The sequence below is a fragment of the Labrys sp. WJW genome, assembly GCF_001676615.1.
GTDB classification, from domain to species: domain Bacteria; phylum Pseudomonadota; class Alphaproteobacteria; order Rhizobiales; family Labraceae; genus Labrys; species Labrys sedimenti.
This window is the reverse complement of record NZ_LYXZ01000002.1, coordinates 115,118-140,528: the sequence shown is the minus strand read 5'-3', so window position 1 is coordinate 140,528 and position 25,411 is coordinate 115,118. Positions and strand designations below refer to the sequence as shown.

Sequence of the window (25,411 nt, the reverse complement as noted above, 5' to 3'; positions counted from 1 at the left end):
TTCAAACATGGTTTCGGATTGATCGGGAGGGTTGCATTCCTATATGCAGCTTCTCTCCAGCTTATTCCGTTCTTAGGAATGGGCTTTCGTCCTGCTTTGGGCAGACGAACAATCAAAGGACCAAGACATGCCTTGGAGTAACCAGAGCGGCGGTGGTGGCCCCTGGGGTAGCGGCGGCGGCAACAGCGGGAGCGGACGTCCGGGGGGCGGTGGCCCCTGGGGCGGTGGTCCATCCGGCGGTTCTCAGCCCCCGGATCTCGAAGACTGGCTTCGCCGCAGCAAGGACGGCCTCAAGAATCTCCAGGGCGGCGGCGGCTTCACGCCGCGCAACATCGCCATCGGCGCGGTGGCGCTGATCGGCCTGTGGCTCCTCACCGGCTTCTATCGCGTGCAGCCCAACGAGGTCGGCCTCAATCTCGTCTTCGGCAAATATGTTTCGCTGAGCCCGCCGGGCCTGCGCTACAACGTGCCCTATCCGATCGGTACGGTCGAAAAGCCCACCGTGACCAATGTCGAGACGATCAATGTCGGCACGCGGGGCGACAGCGACAGCGCCAATGAAATGCTGACCGGCGACGAGAATCTCGTCAATATCGGCTTCACGGTGCAGTGGCAGATCAACCCCTCCGCCCCGCAGGACTACGCCTTCAACCTGGCCAATCCCCGCGGCACGATCCGGGCCGTGGCGGAGAGCGCCATGCGCGAAGCCATCGGCCAGCGCAACATCACGCCGATCCTGACCGGCGATCGCCAAGCGATCGAGCAGCAGGTGCAAAGCGAAATGCAGCGGGCCCTCGACAGCTACAGGGCTGGCGTGCTGGTTCGCCTGGTGCAGTTGCAGAATGTCGATCCGCCGCCCCAGGTGATCGATGCCTTCCGCGACGTCCAGGCCGCGCGCGCCGACCAGGAAAACACCATCAACCAGGCTCAGGTCTATGCCAACAAGGTGATCCCGGAAGCAGGTGGTGAAGCCGCCCGCATCACCCAGGCGGCCGAGGCCTATCGTGCGCGTACCGTCGCCGAAGCCACCGGTGAGGCGTCGCGCTTCAACGAAGTCTACAGCGCCTATCAGAAGGCTCCTGTGGTCACCCGCGAACGCATGTATCTGGAAGCCATGACCTCCATCCTCACCGATACGAACAAGGTGATCCTGGACTCGAAGACGCAGGGCCAGGGCGTGGTGCCCTATCTGCCGCTCGACCGCCTGCTCAAGCGGCCGGCCGGCACGGCCCAGCCCCAGCAGGGAGCGGCACAATGAGATCCCCGCTCGGAACCATTGCCCTGATCGCGACCGGCGCCATCCTGGTCCTGGTCTACCTGTCGGCCTATACGGTGACGCCGCGCGACTACGCCCTGCCCCTGCGCTTCGGCGAACCGCAACCGGCCAAGACCCAGCCCGGCCTCTATTGGAAATGGCCGTTCATCGAGAATGTCGAGTACATCAACAAGCAGGTGCTGGACCTCGACAGCCTGCCGCAGGAAGTTATCGCCAGCGACCAGAAGCGCCTGAAGGTCGACGCCTTCGCCCGCTATCGCGTCTCAGACCCGCTGCGCTTCTTCCAGACCTCGCGTTCGGAGAAGGGTGCGGAGCTGCAGCTTTCCTCGATCCTGTCCTCGGCGGTTCGCCGCGTTCTCGGCCAGTCGACCTTCGCCGCCGTCGTACGTGACCAGCGTACCGCGCTGATGGAGAAGATCCGCGCCGAGGTGAATCGTGAAGCCGGCGGCCTCGGCATCGAGGTGGTCGACGTGCGTATCCGCGGCGCCGACCTGCCGCAGGCCAACTCCGAGGCGGTCTACAAGCGCATGCAGTCGCAGCGCCAGACCGAAGCGCAGCAGATTCGCTCGCAGGGCACGCAGCAGGCGCAGGTCATCCGTTCGGATGCCGATCGTCAAGTCGCCAAGATCCTCGGCGAGGCGCGCGGCAAGGCGGCGGAGACGACCGGCCAGGCCGACTCGGCCCGCATCAAGATCCTGGCGGATGCCTACAACAAGGATCCGGAATTCTTCCAGTTCTACCTGTCGATGCGGAACTATGTCGACGCGATGAAGCCCGACAATACGCAGGTCTTCATCAGCCCGGACTGGGATTATTTCCGTTATCTGCGTTCGCCAGCCGCCCCTACGGGAGCACCTTCCCCGGCAGCCTCTCCCCAGGCTCCTCCGGCGCAATAGGCTTGACGCCGGCCCTATATAAAGCTCCATTGCGCCGACCGCTTCATTGCGGCCGGCGTTTTTCTTAGGACCGCCGTGAACATTCTGACGGCTGCCCTTGCCAAAAGCGTCTTGCGATTTGACGAGTTCACCAAGAATCGCAAAAACGCTCTGGCCAATCGGTTGGATTGGCTGGAAACAAGGAACTGGAGCGAACAAGCGTTCAGGTATGAACGATTTTGCTCCAGGATCGCAAACCGTCGGAAGGTTCGGGTGCGGTTCATATAATGTGTGGGGCGGATGGATAGTTTCTCTTTCGGTGATTTCATCACGGCGCTCGGACTGGCCTTTGCGATCGAAGGGTTATTCTTCCTGGCCTTTCCCGATCCGGTGCGGCGCATGATGGTCTCGGTCGCCAACTCCCCCAATGCGCAGCTCCGCCTCGCCGGATTCATTTCCGCCGTCATCGGTATCATCATAATCTGGGCCGTAAGGGGCATGTGATGCTGTCGGGTGGGTAGCCGGGCACCTTGGGTGCCCGATGCACTGTCCCATCCTGTTGCGGGTGAAACTGACAAGCCCCAACTTTGCGTGAAGTTGCGAGTACGTCACGCTCGCGCCGCATTCCACACTTGAAATTCAATCCGACCGCGCCCCACATCAACACCGATGCGGGTGACCATCCGAGGACTTGATGCCGATTCAACTCAACACCCTGATGCGCCGCAGCGGCGCCGTTGCCATCGCCGCCCTCATTGCAGCCAGCCCGGCCACCCTGGTGGCGCCGCCGGCCATGGCGGCGGCAGGCCCGCCCTCTGTCGCCGATCTCTCGGCCGAGCTGATCGATGCGGTCGTCAACATCTCGACGTCGCAGACGGTGGCCGCCGGCAGCAATGACGAAGACGGCGAGGACGAGCCGCGTGCGCCGATGCCCAAGCTGCCGCCCGGATCGCCTTTCGAAGAATTCTTCAACCAGTTCTTCAACAACAAGGACGGCAAGGGCCTGCAGCGGCCGAGAAAGACCGAAGCGCTCGGCTCGGGCTTCGTCATCGACCCCAGTGGCATCATCGTCACCAACAACCATGTCATCGACGATGCCGACGACATCGAGGTCAATTTCAACGATGGTTCCAAGCTCAAGGCCAAGCTGCTCGGTCGTGACAAGAAGGTCGACGTCGCCGTGCTGAAGGTCGATCCGCCCAAGCCGTTGAAGGCCGTGAAGTTCGCCGATAGCGACAAGGTCCGCGTCGGCGATTGGGCTATGGCGATCGGCAACCCCTTCGGCCTGTCGAGCACGGTAACGCTGGGCATCATCTCGGCCCGCAACCGCGACATCAATTCGGGGCCCTACGACAATTACCTGCAGACGGACGCTGCTATCAACAAGGGCAATTCCGGCGGCCCGTTGTTCGACATGGACGGGGGCGTCATCGGCATCAACACCGCCATCATCTCGCCGACTGGCGGCTCGATCGGCCTCGGCTTCTCCATGCCGTCGGCGACCGTGCAGCCGGTGATCGAGCAGCTTCGACTCTATGGCGAGACGCGGCGTGGCTGGCTGGGCGTGCGTATCCAGGGCGTCAGCGACGACATTGCCGAAAGCCTCGGCATGCAGAAGGCACAGGGTGCGCTGATCGCCGGCGTCGACGACAAGGGCCCGGCCAAGCCGGCTGGCCTCGAGCCGGGTGACGTGATCCTGAAATTCGACGGCCATGTCATCAAGGAAATGCGAGACCTGCCCCGCCTCGTCGCCGATACGCCGGTAGACAAGAAGGTTGAGGTGGTGATCCTGCGCAAGGGCCAGACCCTGACCAAGACCGTCACCGTCGCCCGCCTCGACGAGAGCGACACCGCCATCAAGGCATCCACCCGCGGCACCGAAACGCCCGAAAAGCCGAAGATCACCAAGGCCCTCGGCCTGGAAATGTCCGGCATCACCAAGGAGCTGCGCGACAAATACAAGCTTGCCACCGACGCCAAGGGCGTGGTGGTGACCAAGGTGGACAACGGCTCCTCGGCCGAAGACAAGCAGGTCAAGGTAGGCGACGTCATCCTGCAGGTCGGCCAGCAGGCGGTTTCCAATCCCGAGGATGTAAGCAAGCGCATCGAGGAGTTGAAGAAGTCCGGCACCAAGCAAGCTTTGCTATTGCTCTCGAATACCCAGGGCGAGCTACGCTTCGTGGCGCTGGCGCTGAACTGAGCCGATCGCGGACTTTTTGAGCGTTCAAGAGAGCAGGCTCCCTTTCCCGGCTCCGGAAAGGGGGGTTTTGCCAGTCCGTATCGGGGCAATCGTCACGGCATGGGCAAGAAAGGCCGGAGCCATATCCCGTGAGACGGCATGGCGACGGACACTGATTTTGCCCCCTATTTCCGACGATGGGCGCTGGTTCCCGACGGTGATCCGATCGTGACCAATTCCAGCCGCCTTCTCCCGGTTCTGCACGCCGGCGCGCCAGCCATGCTGAAAGTCGCCACCGAGGCGGAAGAACGCTGGGGTGCCGGCCTGATGATTTGGTGGGGCGGGCTTGGCGCTGCCCGTGTCCTTGCGCATGACGACCGGGCCATACTGCTCGAGCGCGCCACCGGCCGCCGTTCGCTGGTCCACATGGCCCAAAACGGGGCGGATGACGAGGCCAGCCGCATCATCTGCAAAGTTGTCGGTGCATTGCATGAGGCGCGCACGATGCCTCCGCTCGGCTTGATCCCGCTCGAGCAGCGGTTTCAGGCACTGGAGGCTGCACCCGAAGGGGAGATTTTTGCGCGATCTGCCGTCGCGGCTCGAGCGCTTCTCGCCAATCCGCATGATGTCGTCACCCTTCACGGTGACATTCATCACGCCAACATTCTCGATTTCGGCGAGCGAGGCTGGCTTGCCATCGACCCCAAACGCCTGAAGGGCGAGCGGGGTTTCGACTATGCCAATCTCTTCTGCAATCCGGACCATGCGGTCGCCACCGCACGCGGCCGCCTTGCGCAACAGGTCGAAGTAGTAGCTCGGGCCGCGCAGCTTGAACGCGGCCGCCTGCTTCACTGGATCCTGGCTTGGGCGGGGCTTTCAGCGACCTGGTTGATCGAGGATGGCGAGGAAGAGCACGTGGCGCCGACCATCGAGGTCGCGAACATCGCTGCCGCGGAGATCGACAAGAACTGACTTGTCGCAAGGATCCGTGCCTCGCGGCTCGCCGGCTGAATGCGGGGAAACGGGCTACTTCTTCTTGCGGAAATGATCGAGGCTGACGATCTTCTCGCTCTCGGCGGGGCGGTCTTCCTCACCGCCCTCATCCGCCGCCGCCGGCTGTTCCACAGGCGGACTGGCTTTCTTGCGAGCGGGCTTGGCTGCTGCCTCCTTGGACCCGGCCTCCTTGGCCGGGGCGCCCTTGCCGGCTTCGCCCTCGTCACCACGCGGAACCGCACGGATCGCAGCCGGCGCCGGCGCGGGCGCAACCTCCTCTTCCGACTCGCCCTCATCGACTTCGAACTTCACGCCGAAATCCACCGACGGATCGAAGAAGGCCGTCATGGCGGCGAACGGCACGATCAGACGTTCGGGAGCATTGCCGAAGGACAATCCGACCTCAAAGCCGTAGTCGCTGACGGTAAGATCCCAGAACTGATGCTGGAGGACGATGGTGATCTCCTCCGGAAACTTTTCCGCCAGGCGCGCCGGAATGCTGACGCCCGGGAACTGGGTCTTGAAGGAGATGAAGAAATGATGGTCGCCAGGCAGTCCGACGCGGGCAGCATCGGCCAATACGCGGCGAACCATGCCGCGCAGCGCATCCTGAGTGAGAAGATCATAACGGATATGGTCAATACTCATCGCGCAATTTCTACCAGGCCAGCTCTTATTACGTCGGGCCCGCTGGCACGTGCACACGCCTCGCAGACCGCATCTCGGATGGCCTGCAGGCAGACCGGAATGAAGTGGAGGCTTCTGTTGCCAGGTGCCTCCGGACCCCGCCTGCCGGTGCTACCCGTCAGGACTTGATTTCGGTCTAGTTACCGCTTACGCGGCAACCGCAACCGGAGCATAGTTGTCGTTGGCAACTATTGAAAAGGCCCGATATCGGCGGAACCATGCCGAGCGAAAGCACACCCTTTACACCCTCGTCGATCCTGTTTCGCCCCCGCCGCAGCCCGCCCTGACGGGCTCTGGTGGAGGCGCCGGGTACTGCCCCCGGGTCCGATAGGTTTATTTCGATGACCATTTATCGCCATAGCCGGCGCGAGCCGGCAAACCGAATATAAGCTGCCTGTTCGGCAGAAAAAAGAGGCGATTGCGGTTTGACGGAGCTTTCCTCAGGCTTGGCATGCCTTATTTGAGGAAGAGGGCATCTTGCCCTGCCTGTATCACCCATGTCCGGCGCATAATGGCGGTCGTGGGTGATCCACGGAAATGCCGAGTATGAGCTGCCATGCGAGCCCCGAATCCGGGCATGACCGCATAGGGCCAGTTGCAGGAGACCATCATGACCGAAGCCACCCCCGCCACCCGCCAGGAAAGCGACTCCTTCGGGCCGATCGACGTGCCGGCCGGGCATTATTGGGGGGCCCAGACCCAGCGCTCGCTCGAGAATTTCCGCATCGGCGCCGAAAAGATGCCTCGCCCGCTGATTCACGCCCTCGGACTGATCAAGCTGGCAGCGGCTCGCGCCAATCGCGAACTCGGCGTGCTCGACCCCGCTCTGGCCGACACCATCGAGCGCGCCGCCCGCGAGGTCGCCGACGGCAGGCTCGACGATGAATTTCCCCTGGTCGTCTGGCAAACCGGCTCGGGCACCCAGACCAACATGAATGCCAATGAGGTGATCTCCAACCGCGCCATCGAGATGCTCGGCGGCGCCATGGGCTCCAAGAAGCCCGTTCACCCCAACGACCACGTCAATCGCGGCCAGTCTTCCAACGATACCTTCCCCACCGCCATGCACGTGGCCGCGGCCCGCGAGATCCACGACCGCCTGCTGCCGGCACTGCGCCATCTAACCTCCGCCCTGGAGCACAAGGCCGAGGCCTTCAAGGACATCATCAAGATCGGGCGCACCCATTTGCAGGATGCCACCCCGCTCTCGCTCGGCCAGGAATTCTCGGGCTATGCCACGCAGTTGCAGCAAGGCATCCGGCGGGTCGAGGCCGGCTTGGCCGAATTGATGCCGCTGGCACAGGGCGGCACCGCAGTCGGTACCGGCCTCAATACCCGCGAGGGCTTTGCGGAGCGAATCGCAGCAGAGCTTGCCGCCCTGACCGGCCTGCCCTTCGTCACTGCACCCAATAAATTCGAAGCCCTCGCCACCCACGACGCCCTGGTGTCGGCCCATGGCGCGCTCAATACCCTGGCCGTCAGCCTGTTCAAGATCGCCAGCGACATCCGTCTGCTCGGTTCGGGCCCCAGGGCCGGGCTCGGCGAATTGATCCTGCCCGAAAATGAGCCGGGCTCCTCCATCATGCCCGGCAAAGTCAACCCGACGCAGTGCGAGGCGATGACCATGGTCTGCACCCGGGTGTTCGGTAATCAGAGTACCGTCACCTTTGCCGGCAGCCAGGGACATCTGGAACTGAACGTGTTCAAGCCGGTGATCGCCGACGCCGTGCTGCAATCAGTCCGGCTGCTTGCCGACGCAGCCAACAGCTTCACCGATCACTGCGTCAGCGGCATCGAGGCCGACACGTCGCGAATCAGCGATCTCGTGGCGCGTTCCCTGATGCTGGTGACTGCGCTAACACCTGTCATAGGTTATGATAAGGCAGCTTATATTGCCAAGACGGCGCACCGTAACGGTACCACTCTACTTCAGGAAATATTGGCGGCAAAAATAATGGACGAAAGAGCTTTTGAAAGTGCGATGAGCCTTGCACGGATGATCACGCCAGATAAAGAATGACAGGAACGTTGTTTTCTAACCAACGCATATGTCTTACAAGATGCAACCCAATCGAGCCTCAAGTCGATATTGAAGTTGTTCACTTGAGAGAAAGTTCCTTTCCGGTAAGCTGATGGCTGAGATCGTGAATTTGAGGAGAGTACGCAAGGCTCGGGCAAGGGCCGAAGCCGGGCAGGAAGCAGCCCGGAAACGCTCGATCCATGGACTCTCGCGCATCGATAGAGACAGGCTGCAGGCGGACAAGCAGGAGGCCGAAAGGCACCTCGACAGACACCGCCTGGAGCCCAATAATGTAGAGTGATGGGCTGTCATGAAAAGCAAAGTCGTTAAACGTTCGATCGTCATTGCCGGCCACAAGACGAGCGTATCCCTCGAGGACGCCTTTTGGGAAACGTTGAAGGAACTGGCCGCCAAGCGCGATCTCACGCTCTCGGACGTCGTTGCCGAGATCGATGCCACGCGCGCCCAAGGAAATCTGTCTTCCGCCATCCGGCTCTTCGTCCTGGAGAATGTTCGCCGAGGCTGAGGGGCGAGTTAATTTGAAACGAGCGGCAACCCTATTCGTCCGATTGCTTGAAAAGCATGCACATCTACCAAGACCGGCTTGGCCCCTGTCCGCTGTTTGTCGTCAAGTTATAAGGGTTGTCTTTACGACAACGGCCACTTTCCCTTCAAGCGAGCGGACATGGCCTCCTTCGGGCTCAGCCCTGCCACCATGGTTGGTTCAGCAGTCTCATTCTGCAGCCTAAAATTGCCGGCGCTATAATACCACTCGCGATCTTGAACATTCATTTCAACCGAGATAGCGGGAAGCGAGGCTTGCAGCCTCGTCTCACGGACCCGCGGGCGGTGCCCCGACGGGTGCCTGCGGCAAAGCTGGCCCCGCATTCGGGAGAAGCGGAGCCGGCACCACCGTGGTGTGTCCGGGTGTCACCGGCGAGACCGGCAGGTTTTCGAGCGAGGGCAAAGTCATCGGAGGAACGCCGGGAAGGCCGGGCGATGGCGCAAGCGGCATTCCCACCCCACCCGCTGCCGGCGCGACCGGCCCCAATTGCAGCGGCGGCAGTGCCTTCCGGCGGGCATCCTCGATTGCTTTCTGCATCTTCAGGGCTTCCGCCCGCCGGGCATCCTCCTGTGCCTTCTCCTCGATCCGCCGCTGTGCCTCCAGTGCCTCGAGCTTGCGGGCCTGCTGTTCGACGCCGCGAATACTAAGCCAGGCGACGAGGCTCGACACATCGACCTGCTTTTGCAGGGCGTCGATGGCACCGCGCAATTGCACCGGGATCGTCGGGGCCGGTCCGCCAAAGCCATCGGCCGGATTGGCAGGCGATAGGGCGATGTCGGCCTTCACCGTCAGATCCGAAAGATCCAGCAGGCCGGAAAGGGCGACACTGCCTTGGGCCGAGGTCGCCCTCGTCGAGGAGAGGCGGAGGACGCCGCCCGCAAGCGAGAGATTGCCACTGATCGTTCCCGTCTTCAGCGGGGCCTCGTCCAGACTGCGCTCGAAGGCCTGCCGGACGTGATTAGCGTCGCCGGAAAGCCCGCCATCCACCGCCGCTACCGTATGGCCAAAGGCATTTTCAGAAAGCCCGGCCAGCGATGCCTGGACGAGTTCGGCAGTTCCGCCACCCGTGAGGGAGGACATGATCGCGTCGGGTGAACGGCCATTGCCCTGGAATTCGAGTCCCATGGCCAGCTCACCGGAGAGCTGGCGCCCCTGCAGCGTGACCTTGTGCAGCGAGAAACGCCCGCTCGCAGCGGTATCGAGGGCTGCGTGAGAAAGCTGGAGGGCGCCAGTGACGTCACCAGCGGCGAGTTTCGCCGCAAAATCGTCCACGGCAACCTTGCCATTGCCGAAATTCACCACCGCACGCGCATCGTCGAGCTCCGGCAGGCGCCGCGACAGGCGCAACGTCTTGGCCGAGATGGCGAGCCGACCGGCGAGGGCATCGAAGGCCCCCGGGCCGAAGGTCTCGTCGGAAAAGGCATTGCCATTGGCATTCCCGGCGCTCAGATCCGCTCCCGAGAACAACGACCCGAGCAATTGCCCATCGGCCTTGAGAAAATTCAGCCGGCCGTCGAGCCGTGTCGGCTTGCCGGCACTGATGGTGAGTGCGCCACTGACCGGCATGCCGAGCACGGTCCCCGTCAGGTCGTCGAAGACATAGCGCCCTGCCCTGGCACGAAAGCCGGAGTCCAGCGTGGCGCTCTGGGACGGGACCACCCCCGGAAGCGGCAGCCCCAGAAGCTGGGCGGGTACCAGCGCATCGTCGGTGCTGGCCGTCAAACGCCCGTCAAAGGCCGGTGCCTCGAACGAGCCGGTCATCTTGCCGGTGCCGGAAAGCTGTAACCCAGCTCCTTCGAAGCCGGCGTTCCAGCGCAGCGCGCCATTGAGCGGGCCCGTCAAAGCCATCTCCAGCGAGGCGCGCCCAGGCACGGAGCCCACCGTATAGTCGAGCCCGGCCTGGTGCATCAGCGTCGCGACATCGAGGCTGTCGGCCTTCACCCGGATGTCGGCACTCTCCCCCGCCCCGTTCCCCGCGAATTGCGTGTCGAGCTGCAGGACGCTGCCGCCAAACTTGCCGTCGACCGAATAACGCCGTACGGCGCCGAATGCGATGGAAAGGCTGGCATTGGCCGGAGAGAGCGCGGCCGCGCGAGCCGCGAAGGCATTGACCCAGAAAGCCGGCAGCGTACTGCGCTTGAGCGCGGTCGCCAGCCCCGAAAGGTCCTTGCCGTTCAGCACGACGCGGATTTCGCCCTGAGGCTCGGCGCCGATATTGTCGATACGGCCATTGGCCGTGAGATTGGCACCGCCGAGGTCGCTGACGACCACGTCCTCCAACGCGATCAGCTTGCCGCCGGCCTTGATATGTCCACTGACCGATTTGGCCTCGATTCCGGACAAGGCGAGTTCCTGGGCCTGCAGGCGGACATCGGCTTCGCTGAACAGATCGCTGCTGCCGGGCAGAAGAGCGGCCACCGATGGCAGCGCGTCGAGGTCGATGCGCTGCGCGGCGAGGTTGGCTTCGACCCGTCCGGCGGACCGGCCATGCGCCAGCCGGTTCCAGGCCAGCCTGCCTTTGACCGCCGCATCGTCGATGGCAAGGGTCAGCTGCGAAAAATCGACCTTGTCGGTATCGGCCTCGAGCGCAGCCTTCAAGGACAGCTTGCGCGCGGCGTCCGGCCGGCCCAGGACGGGTTGGCCCTGCAGCCAGCCGATCAGGCCGGTAGCCCGGTCTGATTTGAGGTCGAGATTGCCCTTGAACCCGCCACCTTCGTCATTGACGTCACCGGCCAGCAATAGATGGCTGTTGCCCGGCAAGTCCGCCTCGAGACGATCGACCTGCAGCTTCCCCTCGGCTACCCGGATGCTGGCCCGGGCATTCTGGGTCAACTCACCGCCCAGCATGAGACCATCTGCAGTCAGGTCGATCTGAGCGTTGGTGGCGGCTCCGGCAAGCACCGGCACGACCTTGGCAAGTCTTGCTAGCACCGCAGCCGGCGGTTGGCGCTTGTCGGGGCCGATACCGACGAAACGATCGAGCTCGAGCTGCTTGCCGGCGAGATTCGCTTCCAGCACCGGGGTGGCGCCGAAAGCCAGGTTGACGCTGCCAGCAAGCTTGAGCGCGCGCTCGTCCGGCCCGAGCTGGATCGCCACCTTGTCGGAGACCATGCCCGCCGGCGTCGCCGTCACAGGTCCCGACATGCTCCAGGCCAGCTGCTCGCCGGCTCCCTCATCATCGGCGCCCCCCTCTCCCGCCGCCTTCGCGGAGAAAGTCGGACGCAGCAGCGTCGCCATGCCGACGAAGGTCGGCTTACCGCCCTGAAGCTTGACCTGGCCGTCGAGATCGAGCGTTACCGGCTTGTCCGCCGGCACGGCCGTGATGCGCAGATTGAGACTGCCTTTCTCGGCCACGCCCGTGGCGATTTTCACCGTATGGGGAACGCCTGCGATCTTGATCCCGCCCTCGGCCTTGTAGGGGCCGAGAACCGAGCCGGATTCACCGACCAGATTGATGCCGGTGAGACTGATGTCCTGACCGTCGACCTTGTTGACATAGTGAAGCGAGCCACCGCTGACCTCGAAGCTCTCGACCGCCGCCCCGAGCGACACCGGATATTTCGAAAGAGGCGCGATCGTCCCCTCGTCATCGGCCGCCACGGACAAGGCAGGATCCCGCACCACGACATTGGAAAGATCGACATCGCCCCGCAGCAGGCCGCCGAGGCTGACGTCTCCGTCGATACGGGCAACGTTCAACCTGGTGGTGCCATAGGGGTCACCGATACTGACATCGGAGAGCGAGAGCCAGGGCTGGGGCAGAAGCCGTGCTTCGATCGGGCCACGAATGATGACGGGCGTGCCGAAATGCTGCGTGAGGCGGTTGCCGATGTCCTCGCGCCAGGCATTCCAGTCGACGTAGAGGGGCGCGGTGAACACGGCCGCGAACGCCACGATCAACAAAAAACCGATAACGGTGAGCGCCTCGCGCACGCCGCACGTCCTTTCCAAAGCCCTTTGCGATCCAGCCCTATCGTCAAGAATCGCAAAATGCGTCCAAACAAATCGTTGGAGCAAAATGCGTTCTGTCAAAACACGCTTTGCTCCCGAACCGGCAGACATTCCAAACCCGCCGCTAGCGGCATGGTGGATCCGGCATCGAGCCCCTCCCGGCCAGTTCCGACCATACGCGAAAACCAAGGCGAGACGAAACCGGGAACAGGGAGAAACTGTGGTCCCAGGTCACCAGACGAGGCCGCAAACCGGCGACCTCATAAGGCCAGAATCATCCGCAAAGAATTGAGTATGGACAGATTCGCCCGCAATTGTCTTACGAACGACCCGGCATATTCACATTTTCACCAATTCTTTAGATTTCATTAAGACCCGTACAAAATTTGTGCTATGACATCCGCCGCCGGGATAAATGCTAAAGCATGAGCCGGCTGGGCTGTGCCTGGATGCTCCCACACAAAAGAATGAGCAGCGGGCGAAAAAGGGGCGGTCGAATTCCTGGCCGTTCGTCACAACAGCGTCGCGTCAATAGAGGAACGGTATCTCTCGCTTTCAGTGAGGTGGGTACACAATGTTACGCTTGATCAGCTCCGTCGGAGTCGTATTGGCGTTAGGTGTCTTCGGCGCAGGCTTTTATACGGTTGGGACTAGTACGGGGCAGTCTCCGTTGGCCCGTAGCGAGCCGACAAGCCGTGTAGCAGCCGCGAACATGCTGGTATTTCTTTCGGTGGACAAGCAAACACAGCAGGCAGGCTATCTTGACGGCCGGCCCGTCCCTTCCGGTTTGACGATGCCGATCATCGTCCGTGTCAAACCCAAGGACGCTACTGAAGGAAAGGCCGCTGGTCAGCCGGTGGTGGTGACGCCATAGGAGAGGATAGGTTCCACGGCTGGGAGGGACCGGGCCGGTACTATCCTTGAACAAACAGAGCTGAGCCTGGCCGCAGGCAAGGCTCGACAGGCACCCGGATGAGTGCCCAAGATGAATGAAGACGACAGGCGGATGTTTCCACGGGGAGCATCCGCCTGTTGCTTTTTGCAGGGGCCCGGAAACCGGCTGCTCGAACGAGCGTCAGACCCTGGCCTGCCCGCTCAATCAGGAAAAATCTTGCCGGGATTCATGATGCCTGCCGGGTCCAGGGCCTGCTTGATCGCCTGCATTGCTGCCAGGGCCGGAGCGCCATGCTCGGCTTTGAGATATTTGCGCTTGCCCTGCCCCACGCCATGCTCGCCCGTGCAGGTGCCTTCCATGGCCAGCGCCCGCTCCACCAGCCGTTCGAGGAACCCCTCGCAGGCGGCGATCTCGCCGGGGTCGCTCATGTCGATCATCGGCTGCACGTGGAAATTGCCGTCGCCGACATGGCCCACGATCGGGGCGATCAGGCCGGTGGCATCGATGTCCCGTCGTGTTTCGGCCACGCATTCGGCCAGGCGCGACAGCGGCACGCAGACATCGGTTGCGACGATCTCGGCCCCCTGCCACATGGACTTGACCGCCCAATAGGCATTGTGGCGCGCCGCCCACAGCTTGGTGCGCTCCTCGGGCTTGGTGGCCCAGGTGAAGGGACCGCCGCCGAACTCGGCGGCGATTTCGCCGAAGCGCTCGGCCTGCTCGGCCACGCCAGCGTCGCTGCCGTGGAATTCCAGGAACAGCATCGGGGTCTCCGGCAGGCCGAGACCGGAATAGGCATTGGCTGCCTTCACCATCAAGGTGTCGAGCAGCTCGATGCGCGCCACGGCAAGCCCGGACTGGATGGTGGCGATCACCGCATCACAGGCAGCCTTCTCGCTGCCGAAGGGGCAAACGCCCGCGCTGATGGCCTCGGGTATGCCATGCAGGCGCAACGTCACTTCGGTGATGAGGCCGAGCGTTCCCTCCGAACCAACGAGCAGGCGGGTGAGATCATAGCCGGCCGAGCTCTTCTTGGCACGGCTCGCCGTCGAGATGATCTCGCCATTGGCCAGCACCGCACGCAGCGAAAGGACGTTGTCCTTCATGGTGCCGTAGCGCACGGCATTGGTGCCCGAAGCGCGCGTCGCCGCCATGCCGCCCAGGGAAGCGTCGGCGCCGGGATCGATGGGGAAGAACAATCCCTGGTCGCGCAGATAGTCGTTGAGCTGCTTGCGCGTGACCCCTGGCTGCACCACGGCATCGAGGTCTTCGGCATGCACGGCCACGATGGCGTTCATGCGGCTGGTGTCGACGGAGATGCCGCCTTCCGGCGCATTGACGTGCCCCTCCAGGCCGGTCCCGGTACCATAGGGAATGATCGGCACGCCATGACGGGCGCACAGCCGGACGATGTCGGCCACTTCTCCTTCATTCTCGGGAAAGACCACGGCATCCGGCGCCTGCGCCGGCAGCCAGGTCAGCGTGCTCGCATGCTGGTCGCGCAGGGCCTGGCCTGCCGAAAAGCGCGGACCGAATTGCCCGGCAAGGGCATCGCAGACGGCGGACAGATCTTCTGGGTGGTAGCGCCGGGAATTTGCGCCGGAATTGACCATAATATGCTACTTTTTCTTGAGGTATCAGCCATTTGGCATACACTGACTTGGAAGGCCTGCGCCAGAGGGTATCGCGATCGTGATCGATCCGCCCTCGTTCGGTGCGGACAGTTCTGAAACGAACTGAATATCCGAGCCTGCCCAACAGGTTCGGATATTCAGTTTGAAGTGGATTGAGAGGGCGGAAGACTTTGTGGCGTGGGGGCGGAGATGTTTGACACCAGCAAATTGCCGGCATTGTTCTTCGCGCCGTTCGTATCCTCGCAGATGCGCATCGAGCCGCATTGGATCGACTATAACGGCCATCTGAACATGGCCTATTATCACGTGCTGTTCGACAACGCCCTTGGCGAGGCACTGTCGCTCGTCGGTCTGGGCGAGGATTACATCCACGAGCGAGGCATGTCGTTCTTCACAGGCGAAGTGCATGTCATCTACAAACGTGAACTTCACCTCGACGACCCCGTGCGGGTGCGCCTGCAACTGGTCGGCTATGACGAAAAGCGCTTGCACATCTATGAGGAACTCTGCCACGCCACCGAAGGCTGGGTGTCGGCGACCTGTGAGTTGATTTCCCTCAACATCGACATGGCGACCCGGCGGGTGGCCCCTTTCCCGTGCGACATCATCGACAATCTTGCCGAGATGCGCACCTCGCACGGCTATCTGCCTACCCCCGAGATCGTCGGCCGCGCCATACGAACCCCGGCGCCGCTCAGCCGGCAATAGGCTCCGGTCGGCGGGAAGCGCGTCTCAGCAATACCGGCCGGTGCACCAGCGACACCAGCACGAAGCTGACGATCATCAACAGATACCAGGCACCGAGCTTGCCCGGGGAGACCAGGGCAAAGCCATGGCGCTGGTTGGGATAGATCCAGACCTGGCCGAAACTGCCGATGTTCTCGGCGATCCAGATGAAGAAGGCGACCAGTAGGAAGCCGAGCAGCAGGGGCATGGAACGCGGCTCGCGATCCACCGTGAAATAGATCTGCGTGCGCCAGAACAGGATGCCGATGGCGGCGAACAGGCCGAGGCGAATGTCCGGCAGGAAATGGTGAGTGAAGAAATTCACATAGATCAACGCCGCCAGCAGGATCGTCCAGCGCATGCGCGGATAGCAGCTGTAGCGAAAGTCGAACAGGCGAGCCGCCCGGGCGATATAGCTGCCGACGGCCGAATACATGAAGCCCGAGAACAATGGCACTTCGCCGATCCTGAGCAGGCTTGGCTCGGGATAGGCCCAGGAACCAGCCTGGGTCTTGTAGATCTCCATGATGGTGCCGACGACGTGGAAGACCGCGATCACGGCGGCCTCTTCCCAGGTCTCGAGCTTGAGCGCCAGCAGAAGGCCCTGAATGCCTAAAGCCGCAAAGCAGAGGAAATCGTAGCGGCCAAGCCAGGCGCCTTCGGGATAATAGAAGCGGGTCGCCAGGATCAGGGCGAGGAAGGAGCCGCCGAACAGGCAGGCCCAGGCCTGCTTGAGGCCGAACAGCCAGAATTCGCGAAGGAAGAGCCTGAGCATTGCCATGCCCAATCCTGGCAGGCGCATTTGCAGCCTCGATGCAGGCGCATTGGTCCCATCGTGAAATCCCGGTGCAGGATCCATCGATACTCCGCACGAATCCGGCATGAAGCGGGCGCCGCCTTTTCGAGCAAAGCGCCCAAAGAAGTATCAGTAACATTCTGAAATATAGCCAATATTCTTGGCACGAAAATAACTTGCCCAAGAGCGATCTCTGGGCCACACTTTCACGATCGGCAGTGGCGACAGACCCCGGGCGACAGAGTTCGCTCACAAGAGGCACAAGCGCCGGCCGGCCATTCAGAGAGACGGAAGGGTGCCAATCATGGACTGCCTGAAAGTATTTCAACGCAGCGGCTTTGCGGCCGCGGCGCTCGCTTTGCTCGTGGGGATCTCGCCGGCCTCGGCGGCCTCGCCGGAATCCTCGGATCCCATCAAGATTGCCTTGTTCGACTGGACCAGCGTCAACCTCAACGCCAAGATCCTGGGCGGCATCCTCGAAAAACTCGGATATACCGTCGAATATCCGACCGCGGACTATCTCTCCAGCCTGACCACCGGCCTCACCAATGGCGACCTGACTCTCGGCGTCGAATTCTGGGACACCACCGCCGGCGAGGCCATGAAGGCCTCCGATGCCACCAAGCAGACCGAACGCCTGGGCAAGCTCGGCCCCAAGGCCAAGGAGGAGTGGTGGTATCCGATCTATATGAAGGAGAAATGCCCCGGACTGCCCGATTGGAAGGCCCTGCTGGACCCGAAATGCGCTGAAGCCTTCTCTACGCCCGATACCGCGCCCAAGGGGCGCTATCTCGGTGGGCCCGTGACCTGGGAAGGCTTCGATGACGAACGCGTGGCAGCGCTGAAGCTGCCCTTCACGGTCATTCATGCCGGCACGGATGGCGCCATGTTCGCCGAACTCGATTCCGCCTATCAGCGCAAGGCGCCGATCATGCTGTGGATCTATTCGCCGCATTGGGCCACGGCAAAATATCAGGGCGAGTGGGTGCAATTCCCCGAATACGAGCCGGCCTGCTACACCGATCCGAAATGGGGCACCAACCCCGATGCCAAATATGACTGCGGCAAGCCGCATGGCGAGATCTGGAAATATGCCTGGTCCGGCATGAAGGACAAATGGCCTGTGGCCTACAAGGTCGCCAAGGCCTACACGATCGAAACCGACGAGCTCAACAAGCTGAGCGGCCAGGTCGACCTCGAAGGCAAGAGCCTGGACGAAGTCGCGGCCAAGTGGGTCACCGATCACGAAGCAACCTGGAAAGCCTGGGCACAGTGAACCCCTATGGCAGGCGATAACGGACCCGCCATGCCCCGCGGCTGACGCCGTCGTTGCGGGCGGATCCGGAGATCCGCCCGTCGGCTACCCGATGCATTCAAGAGGTATCGATGCAAGGCGCGACCCCTTCGCCGGGCCCGGACGCCGCCACGCGAGCCGTGAAGCTCGCCTGCCGTGACGTCTGGAAGGTCTTCGGCCCCAATGCCGCCCGCGAGTTGGCACGGCACGGCCAGCGACCGACGGATGAGGACCTTGCCAAGGCGAGCCTGGTCGCCGCCGTGCGCGAGGCGAGTCTGACCGTGCATGAAGGCGAGATCTTCATCATCATGGGCCTGTCCGGTTCGGGCAAATCCACGCTGCTGCGTTGCCTGGCCAGATTGATCGAACCGACTGCCGGCATGGTCGAATTCGATGGCAGGGACCTGCTCAAGGCCAGCGAAGCGGAGATGATCGAGCTTCGCCGGCACAAGATGGGCATGGTGTTCCAGAACTTCGCCCTGCTGCCGCATCTGAGCGTGATCGAGAACGTCGCCTTCCCGCTGGCAGTCCAGGGCATTGCCAAAACCGAACGCCTGAAACGCGCCCAGGACATGGTCGACCTGGTCGGCCTGCGCGGCCGCGAGGGCTTCTATCCGCGCGAGCTCTCGGGCGGCCAGCAGCAGCGCGTCGGCATCGCGCGCAGCCTCGCCACCAAGCCCGAACTCTGGTTCCTCGACGAACCCTTCTCCGCGCTCGACCCGCTGATCCGCCGGGAGATGCAGGACGAACTCGTCCGGCTGCAGAAGGTGCTGCACAAGACCATCGTCTTCATCACCCATGACTTCGACGAGGCGATCCGCCTCGCCGATCGCGTCGCCATCATGAAGGATGGCGCCATCATCCAGACCGGCACGCCGGAGGAACTCGTCACGCGGCCCGCAACCGATTATGTCGCGGAGTTCACCCGCGACGTCCAACGGGCGAAAGTGGTCTCCGCCCATGGCCTCATGCGCCCTCCCCGGCCGGGCTCCGCCTATGCCGGCAGTCTCGCCCCGACGGACAAGGTTTCCTCTTTCGCTGCCGATATCATCGCCGCCGCGGCTCCCTTCGCAGTCCGCGATCCCACGGGCGTCCTGCTGGGCGAAGTCATGCCCGATGCCGTGCTCGACATCCTGACCGGCGGCGACCAGCGCAGGAACGCCGCTTGAGCAAGCCAGCCCCCCTTTCCCTCGCGCAGCCGCACGCATCGCCTGGCGGCCGGGTAACGGCCTGGGCAGCGATCTGGTGCCTCGCTTTCCTGTTCGCCATCGCGCTCTACCTCATGAGGTCGAATGCGGGCTGGCTCTCCGCCTGGCCCGACGACTGGATCGTGCCCTTCGCAAGTTGGATGTCGGCCCTCATGGCCTGGATGAAAGGTAATCTGAGCTGGCTGACGCGGGCAATCGCCTCCGTCCTCGACCTTCCCCTCCAGATCGCTTTCGGATTGCTGGCCAAGCCGTTGAAATTATGGGGTGTCCCGCTACCGACGCTATCCTGGCTCGGCGTGATTTCGGCTGCGATCATTGCCGGCCATGCGGCGGGGGGCCTGCGACTTGCTGCGCTGATGGCAGCCTGTTTTGGCTATATCGCTCTGTTCGGCCAGTGGCAGGGGGCCATGCTCACCCTCGCCCTGATCCTGATCTCGGTGCCGCTTTGCGTACTGACGGGCCTGCTGCTCGGCATCGCTGCCTGGCGCTTTCCCAGGCTGGAGAAACTGGTGGTCACGCCGGCGCTCGATCTGATGCAGACGATCCCGACCTTCGCCTATCTCATCCCCATGCTGATCCTGTTCGGCAACAGCCCGGTTTCGGCGATGATCGCCACCTCGATCTTCGCCACGCCGCCGATGGTGCGGGCCACCATGGTGGCGTTGTCGCGCATCCCCTCCGAGATCGCCGATTTTGCCGTGATGGCGGGGTGCACGCCGCGCCAGAAACTCTGGCGCGTGTTGATCCCCACGGCGCGCCCTTTGCTGATGGTCGGCGTGAACCAGGTGATCATGCTGGCGCTCAACATGGTGATCATCTCCTCGATGATCGGCGCGGGCGGGCTCGGCTATGACGTGCTGCTGGCCCTGCGTGCCCTCAAGATCGGCCAAGGCATGGAGGCGGGTTTCGCCATCGTGGTGCTGGCCATCGCCCTCGACCGCCTCTCGCAGGCCTTCGCCTATCGCGGGGGCCGGCCCGTGCATCATGAGGGCAGCGGGCTCGTCGCCCGCCATCCCCATCTCGTCCTGGCCCTGGCCGTGTTGGCTGCGACCACGCTGGCGAGCCTCGTCCTGCCCGCTCTTGCCAAGATCCCGCCCGGCTGGACCTTGTCGACCGCGCCCTGGTGGAAGGCCGGCGTCGACTGGATCACCGTGCATTTCTTCGACGTGATCGAAGCCTTGCGCGTCGGGCTGCTGGTCTATGTGCTCAACCCTATCCGGGCCTTTTGCGAGGCCATTCCCTGGCTTGCCGCACTGGTGCTGCTGGTGCTGGCTGGATATCGCCTGGCAGGCTGGCGCCTCGCCCTCCTCATCGGCCTCCTCGTGCTGTTCTGCGCCTCGTCCGGCCTGTGGCAGAAGACGATGTCGACCGTCTATCTCTGCGGTGTCTCGGCCGTCCTCGCCATGCTGATCGGCATGCCGATCGGCGTCTGGGCCTCGCGCAGCGATCGTATGTTCCGCATCATCGAACCGATCGTCGACACCCTGCAGACCTTGCCGTCCTTCTGCTTCATCATCCCGATCGTCATGCTGTTCCGGGTCGGTGACGTCACCGCCCTGATCGCCACGGTCTCCTTCGCCATCGTGCCGGCCATCCGCTACACCAATCACGGCCTGCGCCAGGTGCCTCCTACCCTGATCGAGGCGGCCAAGACGGCCGGCTGCACGCGCTGGCAGACCTTCCGCCTGGTGCAATTGCCGATGGCGCTGCCGGAGATCATGCTCGGCATCAACCAGACCATCCTCTTGTCGCTGAGCATGATCATCATCTGTGCGATGATCGGCACGCGCGATCTCGGCCAGGAGGTCTTCATCGCCCTCGCCAAGGCGGATGCCGGCCGCGGCATCGTCGCGGGCCTCGCCATCGCCTTCATCGGCATCATCGCCGACCGCCTGATCGGCGGTGCCAGCGCCAAGGCACGCCAGCGTTTGGGGTGACGCTGCTGCCGCGATTGGGACTTCGATAAACGAGTGGCGCTGTCATCCCCGGCCGAGCGGCTTACGAGCATGGCGAGGAAGAGCGAGGGCTCGAGGATTTGTCCCTGGATCCCCTTCCCTCGCCCCTGCGTGGCTCGCCGGGAATGACAGCCCCATAGGATTTACCTGCTCCTCAGGGTCTTCTTACCCGCGCGCGGAACTCGCCAGTCCGCGTGCGCCGTCGAGGAGCGATTTCAGGCCGAAGCCGATGAAGACGACGCCCACGATCCTGGTCACCCAGACACCATAGCGCGCAAAGAAAGCCCGCACCGGCCTGAGGCCGATGGCGACATAGAGGATGAAGTCCGCCGCCACGAAGCCGAGAAAAGCAGCCATGATCAAGCCGGGCGTCGCGGCCCAGGTGATGTGATCGCCATAGGGCGCCACCAGCGCGCCGAAGGTGGCGAGCGCCACCGGATAGGATTTCGGATTGGTGATGCCGAAGATCACGCCGTTGACCAGGGGCCGGTCGGCCCCGATCACGGCAGCCTTGCCGTCCCGGCGCGTCATCACGGCCCTTGCGCCCATATAGATCAGGTAGAGCCCGCAGCAGATGCCGAGGATGTCGAACAGCGTCGGGCCGATCTGGCTCACGCCGACGATCGCCGCCAGGGCCGCCACCGACCACAGGATGTCGCCGACGAGATGGCCGGTCATGAACCAGGCGCCGGGCGTGCGCCCCTTCGCCGCGCCGAGCGCAAACAAAGCCAGGAAGGCGGGTCCGGGTGAGATCGTATAGAGGAAGCCGGCAAAAAAGGTTGCGGCGAGCAGGGAAACATCGAACATGGGAATCGGCCTGGCGGCTATGGGATCGTTCATTGCTGCACGGCCGGCGTCCCGACGCAAGCGGGCATGCGCTTCCTTCCCATCAAGCCCGCACAAGCTCGTTCATGCCCGCTTCCAATTCACCGGCACCTGTCTTTCTCCTCCTCGCGACCGGCACGTTTCTCGGCCTCTATTTTCCGCTCGGAAAATTATCCGGCGCAGCAGGGATACCGCCGGCCGTATGGACGCTGCTGATTTCTGCGGGCAGTGCCCTGGTCATCGGCGCCGTGCTGGCCCTCCGCCGGGAAGCCTTGCCCCTGACGCCGCCCTTTCTGCGCTTCTACGCGATAGGCGGCATCATTTCCTACGCCCTGCCCAACTTCCTGGTCTATCTGATCATTCCGCATCTCGGCTCGGGCTACACTTCGATCATGTACACGCTGTCACCGATCATCACCACGATCCTGGCGACGGCCCTGAACGCGCGGCGCCCCAATCTGCTCGGTGTCGGCGGCATCCTGGTCGGCTTCATTGGCGCCATGCTGATCGTGCTGGGCAAGGGCCGCGTGGGTGAAGTCAATTTCCTCTGGATCGGCATCGGCTTTCTCATCCCGCTTACGCTCGCCACCGGCAATGTCTACCGCACTCTGGATTGGCCGCGCGGTGCCCAGCCCCTGGCTCTTGCGGCAGGCAGCAACCTCGCCGCCGCCCTGGTGATGTCGGCCGCCCTGCTCGCCGCCAATGGAGGGCTTGGCCTCGGCACGCTTGCCAACGCCCCGCTGGTCAGCCTGGCCCAGGTCGCGGCAAGCGCCGCCATGCTTGCCTTCTTCTTCCGCCTGCAGATGGCGGGCGGGCCGGTCTATCTCTCCCAGATCGGCTATGTCGCCGCCGCCCTGGGCCTCGGTGTCGGCACCTTCCTCCTGGGAGAACATTATCACTGGCTGACCTGGCTCGGCGCCGCGGTGATCACCGCCGGCGTGATCGTCACCACCATCGCCCAGCGTGCTCCGGCGGGATGAGACCGGCAACCCAATGGCCTTGCCTGTTGACGCAAAGCGCCGCGCACCGCTCGCAATCTCGACGCGGCTCCCCATCTAAGCCATTATCCGGCAATCCAGAATCACGCGAAAGCCCGATTTGTCCGATCCACGCTCCCCTTCCCTTGCCCATCAGCCGGCCGCCGGCGGCATTGCCGCGCGTGCCATGGCCGCCGCAAGGCCCGCCGTCTATGTCACCGGCCTGAATCCAGAACAACGCGCGGCGGTGGAGACATTGGACGGCCCCGTACTCGTGCTGGCGGGCGCCGGAACCGGCAAGACGCGTGTGCTGACCACCCGTATCGCCCATATCCTCGCCACCGGCCGCGCCGCGCCCCACCAGATCCTCGCCGTCACCTTCACCAACAAGGCAGCACGGGAAATGCGCGAGCGCATCGGCGTGCTGATCGGCCAGAGCGTGGAGGGCATGCCCTGGCTCGGCACCTTCCATGCCATCGGCGTCAAGATCCTGCGCCGCCACGCCGAGCTGGTGGATCTCAAATCCAATTTCACCATTCTCGACACCGACGACCAGGTCCGCCTGATGAAGCAGGTGATCGCGGCCGCCGACATCGACGAAAAGCGCTGGCCGGCGCGCCAGCTCGCCAATGCCATCGACGGCTGGAAGAACCGCGGCCTGACACCGGCTCAGGTCCCTGCCGGCGAGGCCATGTCCTTCGCCAATGGCAAAGGCGGCGAGCTCTATGCCGCCTACCAGGCGCGCCTCAAGACCTTGAACGCCGCCGATTTCGGCGATCTCCTGCTCGAATCCATTCGCCTGTTCCGAGAGAACCCGGGTGTCCTCGCCGAATATCATCGCCGCTTCCGCTTCATGCTGGTGGATGAGTATCAGGACACCAACGTCGCCCAATATCTGTGGCTGCGCCTGCTGGCCCAGACGCCGGCCGGCGAAAAGCCGAATTTGTGCTGCGTCGGCGACGACGATCAGTCGATCTATGGCTGGCGCGGCGCGGAGGTCGACAACATCCTGCGCTTCGAGAAGGATTTTCCAGGCGCGGCTGTGATCCGGCTCGAGCGCAACTACCGTTCCACCGGCCATATTCTCGGCGCGGCCGGGCACCTGATCGCCAACAATGAGGGGCGCCTCGGCAAGACCCTGTTCACCGATGACGAGGAGGGCGAGCGCGTCACTGTCGCAGGCGCATGGGATTCGGGCGAGGAGGCCCGCGCCATCGGCGACGAGATCGAGGCGCTGCAGCACAAGGGCCACGCGCTCAACGATATCGCCATCCTGGTACGCGCCTCTTTCCAGATGCGCGAATTCGAGGATCGCTTCGTCACGCTCGGCCTGCCCTATCGCGTCATCGGCGGCCCGCGCTTCTATGAGCGCGCCGAGATCCGTGACGCCCTCGCCTATTTCCGCGCCACCATGCAGCCGGCGGACGACCTCGCCTTCGAGCGCATCGTCAACGTGCCCAAGCGCGGCCTCGGAGATGCCACTGTGCAGGTCCTGCACGACTATGCCCGCCACAATGGCGTGCCGATGATGCAGGCGGCGCGGGTGCTGGTGGAAACGGAGGAACTCAAGCCCAAGCCGCGCCAGACGCTCGGCGCCCTGATGGCCTCCTTCTCGCGCTGGGCCGCCCAGAGCGAGGTGCTCGGCCACCAGGAGCTGGCGGAGCTGATCCTGGAGGAATCCGGCTACACCGACATGTGGCAGAAGGACAAGACGGCCGAAGCTGCAGGCCGGCTGGAGAACCTCAAGGAACTCGTGCGCTCGATGGAAAGCTTCGAGAACATGGCCGGTTTCCTCGAGCATATCTCGCTGGTGATGGATGCCAGCGAGGAAGGCGCCAGCGAGGACAAGGTTTCGATCCTGACGCTCCACGGCGCCAAGGGCCTGGAATACGAGACCGTTTTCCTGCCCGGCTGGGAGGAAGGCCTGTTCCCGCACCAGCGCTCGCTCGACGAGAATGGCCGCGCGGGCCTGGAGGAGGAACGGCGCCTGGCCTATGTCGGCCTGACCCGCGCCCGCCGCCGCGCCAAGGTCTGGTTCGCCTCCAACCGCCGCATCCACGGCCTGTGGCAGTCGACCATGCCGTCGCGTTTCGTCGACGAGCTTCCCGCCGCCCATGTCGACGTGATGGAGGCTTCCAATTCCTATGGCTCCGGCGGCTCGCTCGGCATGAGCCGCTTCGACAAGGCCCAGCCCTTCGCCGGCTCGAACTATTCGACACCGGGCTGGCAGCGTGCCCAGAGCAACATGGCCTCGGGCTTCCGTACCACACAGGCCCCGCTCCGCCGCGAACCCCTGACCATCGAGGGCGAACTGGTGGCCCGTTCCACCGGCACGGCCTCGGCCTACAAGGTCGGCGCCCGCGTCTTCCACCTGAAGTTCGGCTATGGCGAAGTGGCCGAAGTCGACGGCAACAAGCTCACCGTCGATTTCGACAAGGCCGGCCGCAAGCGCGTGGTCGACAGCTTCGTCGAGGCAGCTTGAGGTCGAGGTCATCCCGCACGCATTGCAGCACGAAGTGATGCGATGCAGATGCGGGATCGCGGGCCAGTTGACA

Annotated in this window: 20 protein-coding genes and 1 other RNA gene; 15 read left to right on the top strand and 6 right to left on the bottom strand. The window is 63.5% G+C overall.

Going from position 1 to position 25,411, the window contains the following annotated elements; translation table 11 throughout:
* The first annotated feature begins 127 nt into the window (after nt 1-127).
* The 5 genes from hflK to BA190_RS02770 all read left to right on the top strand — a co-directional run bounded on the left by hflK (nt 128) and on the right by BA190_RS02770 (nt 5,302).
* Nucleotides 128-1,258, top strand: coding sequence for an FtsH protease activity modulator HflK (gene hflK, locus BA190_RS02790; protein ID WP_068282203.1), 1,131 nt, complete (start codon nt 128-130; stop codon nt 1,256-1,258).
* Nucleotides 1,255-2,172: a protease modulator HflC gene (gene hflC, locus BA190_RS02785; protein ID WP_068282200.1), complete on the top strand. Its 918-nt coding sequence runs from the start codon at nt 1,255-1,257 to the stop codon at nt 2,170-2,172. The genes hflK and hflC overlap by 4 nt, the downstream gene beginning before the upstream one ends.
* 279 nt (nt 2,173-2,451) lie before the next feature.
* The gene (locus BA190_RS02780) at nt 2,452-2,655 is read left to right on the top strand and encodes a DUF2065 domain-containing protein (protein WP_068282197.1); all 204 of its coding nucleotides are present in this window, start codon (nt 2,452-2,454) and stop codon (nt 2,653-2,655) included.
* 190 nt (nt 2,656-2,845) lie between these two features.
* Entirely contained in the window at nt 2,846-4,351 is a 1,506-nt protein-coding gene (locus tag BA190_RS02775) for a Do family serine endopeptidase (protein ID WP_068282193.1), read from the top strand.
* 138 nt (nt 4,352-4,489) lie between these two features.
* The gene (locus BA190_RS02770; RefSeq protein WP_068282187.1) at nt 4,490-5,302 is read left to right on the top strand and encodes an aminoglycoside phosphotransferase family protein; all 813 of its coding nucleotides are present in this window, start codon (nt 4,490-4,492) and stop codon (nt 5,300-5,302) included.
* A gap of 54 nt (nt 5,303-5,356) precedes the next feature.
* On the opposite strand, the gene BA190_RS02765 is transcribed toward BA190_RS02770, so the two are convergent.
* Nucleotides 5,357-5,971 carry an SspB family protein gene (locus BA190_RS02765; protein WP_068282185.1) on the bottom strand — a complete coding sequence of 205 codons (615 nt, stop codon included), beginning with the start codon at nt 5,969-5,971 and terminating at the stop codon, nt 5,357-5,359.
* Between the two features lie 103 nt (nt 5,972-6,074).
* Nucleotides 6,075-6,425, bottom strand: a transfer-messenger RNA (tmRNA) gene (gene ssrA, locus BA190_RS02760).
* A 195-nt stretch (nt 6,426-6,620) separates the two neighbouring features.
* Between ssrA and fumC the strand changes: the two genes are divergently transcribed.
* The 3 genes from fumC (at nt 6,621) to BA190_RS02745 (ending at nt 8,556) form a co-directional block, all read left to right on the top strand.
* Complete coding sequence (gene fumC, locus BA190_RS02755) at nt 6,621-8,030, top strand: class II fumarate hydratase (protein ID WP_068282181.1); 1,410 nt, start codon at nt 6,621-6,623, stop codon at nt 8,028-8,030.
* Nucleotides 8,031-8,142: 112 nt separating this feature from the next.
* Nucleotides 8,143-8,331: a DUF4169 family protein gene (locus BA190_RS02750; RefSeq protein ID WP_068282179.1), complete on the top strand. Its 189-nt coding sequence runs from the start codon at nt 8,143-8,145 to the stop codon at nt 8,329-8,331.
* A 9-nt stretch (nt 8,332-8,340) separates the two neighbouring features.
* Nucleotides 8,341-8,556, top strand: a complete 216-nt coding sequence (locus BA190_RS02745; protein ID WP_068282176.1) for a ribbon-helix-helix domain-containing protein — start codon at nt 8,341-8,343, stop codon at nt 8,554-8,556.
* A gap of 306 nt (nt 8,557-8,862) precedes the next feature.
* Here BA190_RS02745 and BA190_RS02740 read toward each other — a convergent pair whose 3' ends face one another.
* Nucleotides 8,863-12,528 (bottom strand): AsmA family protein, encoded by a 3,666-nt coding sequence (locus BA190_RS02740; protein WP_068282173.1) that lies wholly within the window; start codon nt 12,526-12,528, stop codon nt 8,863-8,865.
* 730 nt (nt 12,529-13,258) lie between these two features.
* Between BA190_RS02740 and BA190_RS35660 the strand changes: the two genes are divergently transcribed.
* Nucleotides 13,259-13,420: a hypothetical protein gene (locus tag BA190_RS35660; RefSeq protein WP_156771335.1), complete on the top strand. Its 162-nt coding sequence runs from the start codon at nt 13,259-13,261 to the stop codon at nt 13,418-13,420.
* Between the two features lie 221 nt (nt 13,421-13,641).
* Here the strand turns inward: BA190_RS35660 and BA190_RS02730 are convergent, their stop codons facing one another.
* Complete coding sequence (locus tag BA190_RS02730; protein WP_068282167.1) at nt 13,642-15,054, bottom strand: FAD-binding oxidoreductase; 1,413 nt, start codon at nt 15,052-15,054, stop codon at nt 13,642-13,644.
* Nucleotides 15,055-15,264: 210 nt separating this feature from the next.
* Here BA190_RS02730 and BA190_RS02725 point away from each other — a divergent pair, with 210 nt between their 5' ends.
* Nucleotides 15,265-15,783: a thioesterase family protein gene (locus BA190_RS02725; RefSeq protein WP_068282165.1), complete on the top strand. Its 519-nt coding sequence runs from the start codon at nt 15,265-15,267 to the stop codon at nt 15,781-15,783.
* Here BA190_RS02725 and BA190_RS02720 read toward each other — a convergent pair.
* Nucleotides 15,770-16,582, bottom strand: a complete 813-nt coding sequence (locus BA190_RS02720; RefSeq protein WP_245314523.1) for a DUF817 domain-containing protein — start codon at nt 16,580-16,582, stop codon at nt 15,770-15,772. The two genes, BA190_RS02725 and BA190_RS02720, sit on opposite strands and share 14 nt — an antisense overlap.
* 319 nt (nt 16,583-16,901) lie before the next feature.
* Here BA190_RS02720 and BA190_RS02715 point away from each other — a divergent pair, with 319 nt between their 5' ends.
* The 3 genes from BA190_RS02715 to BA190_RS02705 all read left to right on the top strand — a co-directional run bounded on the left by BA190_RS02715 (nt 16,902) and on the right by BA190_RS02705 (nt 21,036).
* Nucleotides 16,902-17,873 (top strand): ABC transporter substrate-binding protein, encoded by a 972-nt coding sequence (locus BA190_RS02715; RefSeq protein ID WP_082979403.1) that lies wholly within the window; start codon nt 16,902-16,904, stop codon nt 17,871-17,873.
* A 110-nt stretch (nt 17,874-17,983) separates the two neighbouring features.
* Complete coding sequence (locus BA190_RS02710; RefSeq protein ID WP_156771334.1) at nt 17,984-19,060, top strand: glycine betaine/L-proline ABC transporter ATP-binding protein; 1,077 nt, start codon at nt 17,984-17,986, stop codon at nt 19,058-19,060.
* Nucleotides 19,057-21,036 (top strand): proline/glycine betaine ABC transporter permease, encoded by a 1,980-nt coding sequence (locus BA190_RS02705; RefSeq protein ID WP_245314521.1) that lies wholly within the window; start codon nt 19,057-19,059, stop codon nt 21,034-21,036. Before BA190_RS02710 ends, BA190_RS02705 begins: the two co-directional genes overlap by 4 nt.
* A gap of 183 nt (nt 21,037-21,219) precedes the next feature.
* Here BA190_RS02705 and BA190_RS02700 read toward each other — a convergent pair whose 3' ends face one another.
* Complete coding sequence (locus BA190_RS02700; RefSeq protein WP_068282154.1) at nt 21,220-21,861, bottom strand: LysE family translocator; 642 nt, start codon at nt 21,859-21,861, stop codon at nt 21,220-21,222.
* A 104-nt stretch (nt 21,862-21,965) separates the two neighbouring features.
* On the opposite strand from BA190_RS02700, the gene BA190_RS02695 reads away from it, so the two are divergent.
* Together BA190_RS02695 and BA190_RS02690 are read left to right on the top strand one after the other, a co-directional pair.
* A complete protein-coding gene (locus BA190_RS02695) occupies nt 21,966-22,859 on the top strand; it encodes a DMT family transporter (protein ID WP_068282150.1) in 894 nt (297 codons plus the stop codon).
* 118 nt (nt 22,860-22,977) lie between these two features.
* A complete protein-coding gene (locus BA190_RS02690; protein ID WP_245314519.1) occupies nt 22,978-25,338 on the top strand; it encodes an ATP-dependent helicase in 2,361 nt (786 codons plus the stop codon).
* Nucleotides 25,339-25,411 lie beyond the last annotated feature (73 nt).

Coding starts and splice junctions, on each gene's coding strand:
- hflK (WP_068282203.1), top strand. CDS start 128: ATGCCTTGGAGTAACCAGAGCGGCGGTGGTGGCCCCTGGGGTAGCGGC.
- hflC (WP_068282200.1), top strand. CDS start 1,255: ATGAGATCCCCGCTCGGAACCATTGCCCTGATCGCGACCGGCGCCATC.
- BA190_RS02780 (WP_068282197.1), top strand. CDS start 2,452: ATGGATAGTTTCTCTTTCGGTGATTTCATCACGGCGCTCGGACTGGCC.
- BA190_RS02775 (WP_068282193.1), top strand. CDS start 2,846: ATGCCGATTCAACTCAACACCCTGATGCGCCGCAGCGGCGCCGTTGCC.
- BA190_RS02770 (WP_068282187.1), top strand. CDS start 4,490: ATGGCGACGGACACTGATTTTGCCCCCTATTTCCGACGATGGGCGCTG.
- BA190_RS02765 (WP_068282185.1), bottom strand. CDS start 5,971: ATGAGTATTGACCATATCCGTTATGATCTTCTCACTCAGGATGCGCTG.
- fumC (WP_068282181.1), top strand. CDS start 6,621: ATGACCGAAGCCACCCCCGCCACCCGCCAGGAAAGCGACTCCTTCGGG.
- BA190_RS02750 (WP_068282179.1), top strand. CDS start 8,143: ATGGCTGAGATCGTGAATTTGAGGAGAGTACGCAAGGCTCGGGCAAGG.
- BA190_RS02745 (WP_068282176.1), top strand. CDS start 8,341: ATGAAAAGCAAAGTCGTTAAACGTTCGATCGTCATTGCCGGCCACAAG.
- BA190_RS35660 (WP_156771335.1), top strand. CDS start 13,259: ATGCTGGTATTTCTTTCGGTGGACAAGCAAACACAGCAGGCAGGCTAT.
- BA190_RS02730 (WP_068282167.1), bottom strand. CDS start 15,054: ATGGTCAATTCCGGCGCAAATTCCCGGCGCTACCACCCAGAAGATCTG.
- BA190_RS02725 (WP_068282165.1), top strand. CDS start 15,265: ATGTTTGACACCAGCAAATTGCCGGCATTGTTCTTCGCGCCGTTCGTA.
- BA190_RS02720 (WP_245314523.1), bottom strand. CDS start 16,582: ATGGCAATGCTCAGGCTCTTCCTTCGCGAATTCTGGCTGTTCGGCCTC.
- BA190_RS02715 (WP_082979403.1), top strand. CDS start 16,902: ATGGACTGCCTGAAAGTATTTCAACGCAGCGGCTTTGCGGCCGCGGCG.
- BA190_RS02710 (WP_156771334.1), top strand. CDS start 17,984: ATGCAAGGCGCGACCCCTTCGCCGGGCCCGGACGCCGCCACGCGAGCC.
- BA190_RS02700 (WP_068282154.1), bottom strand. CDS start 21,861: ATGTTCGATGTTTCCCTGCTCGCCGCAACCTTTTTTGCCGGCTTCCTC.
- BA190_RS02695 (WP_068282150.1), top strand. CDS start 21,966: ATGCCCGCTTCCAATTCACCGGCACCTGTCTTTCTCCTCCTCGCGACC.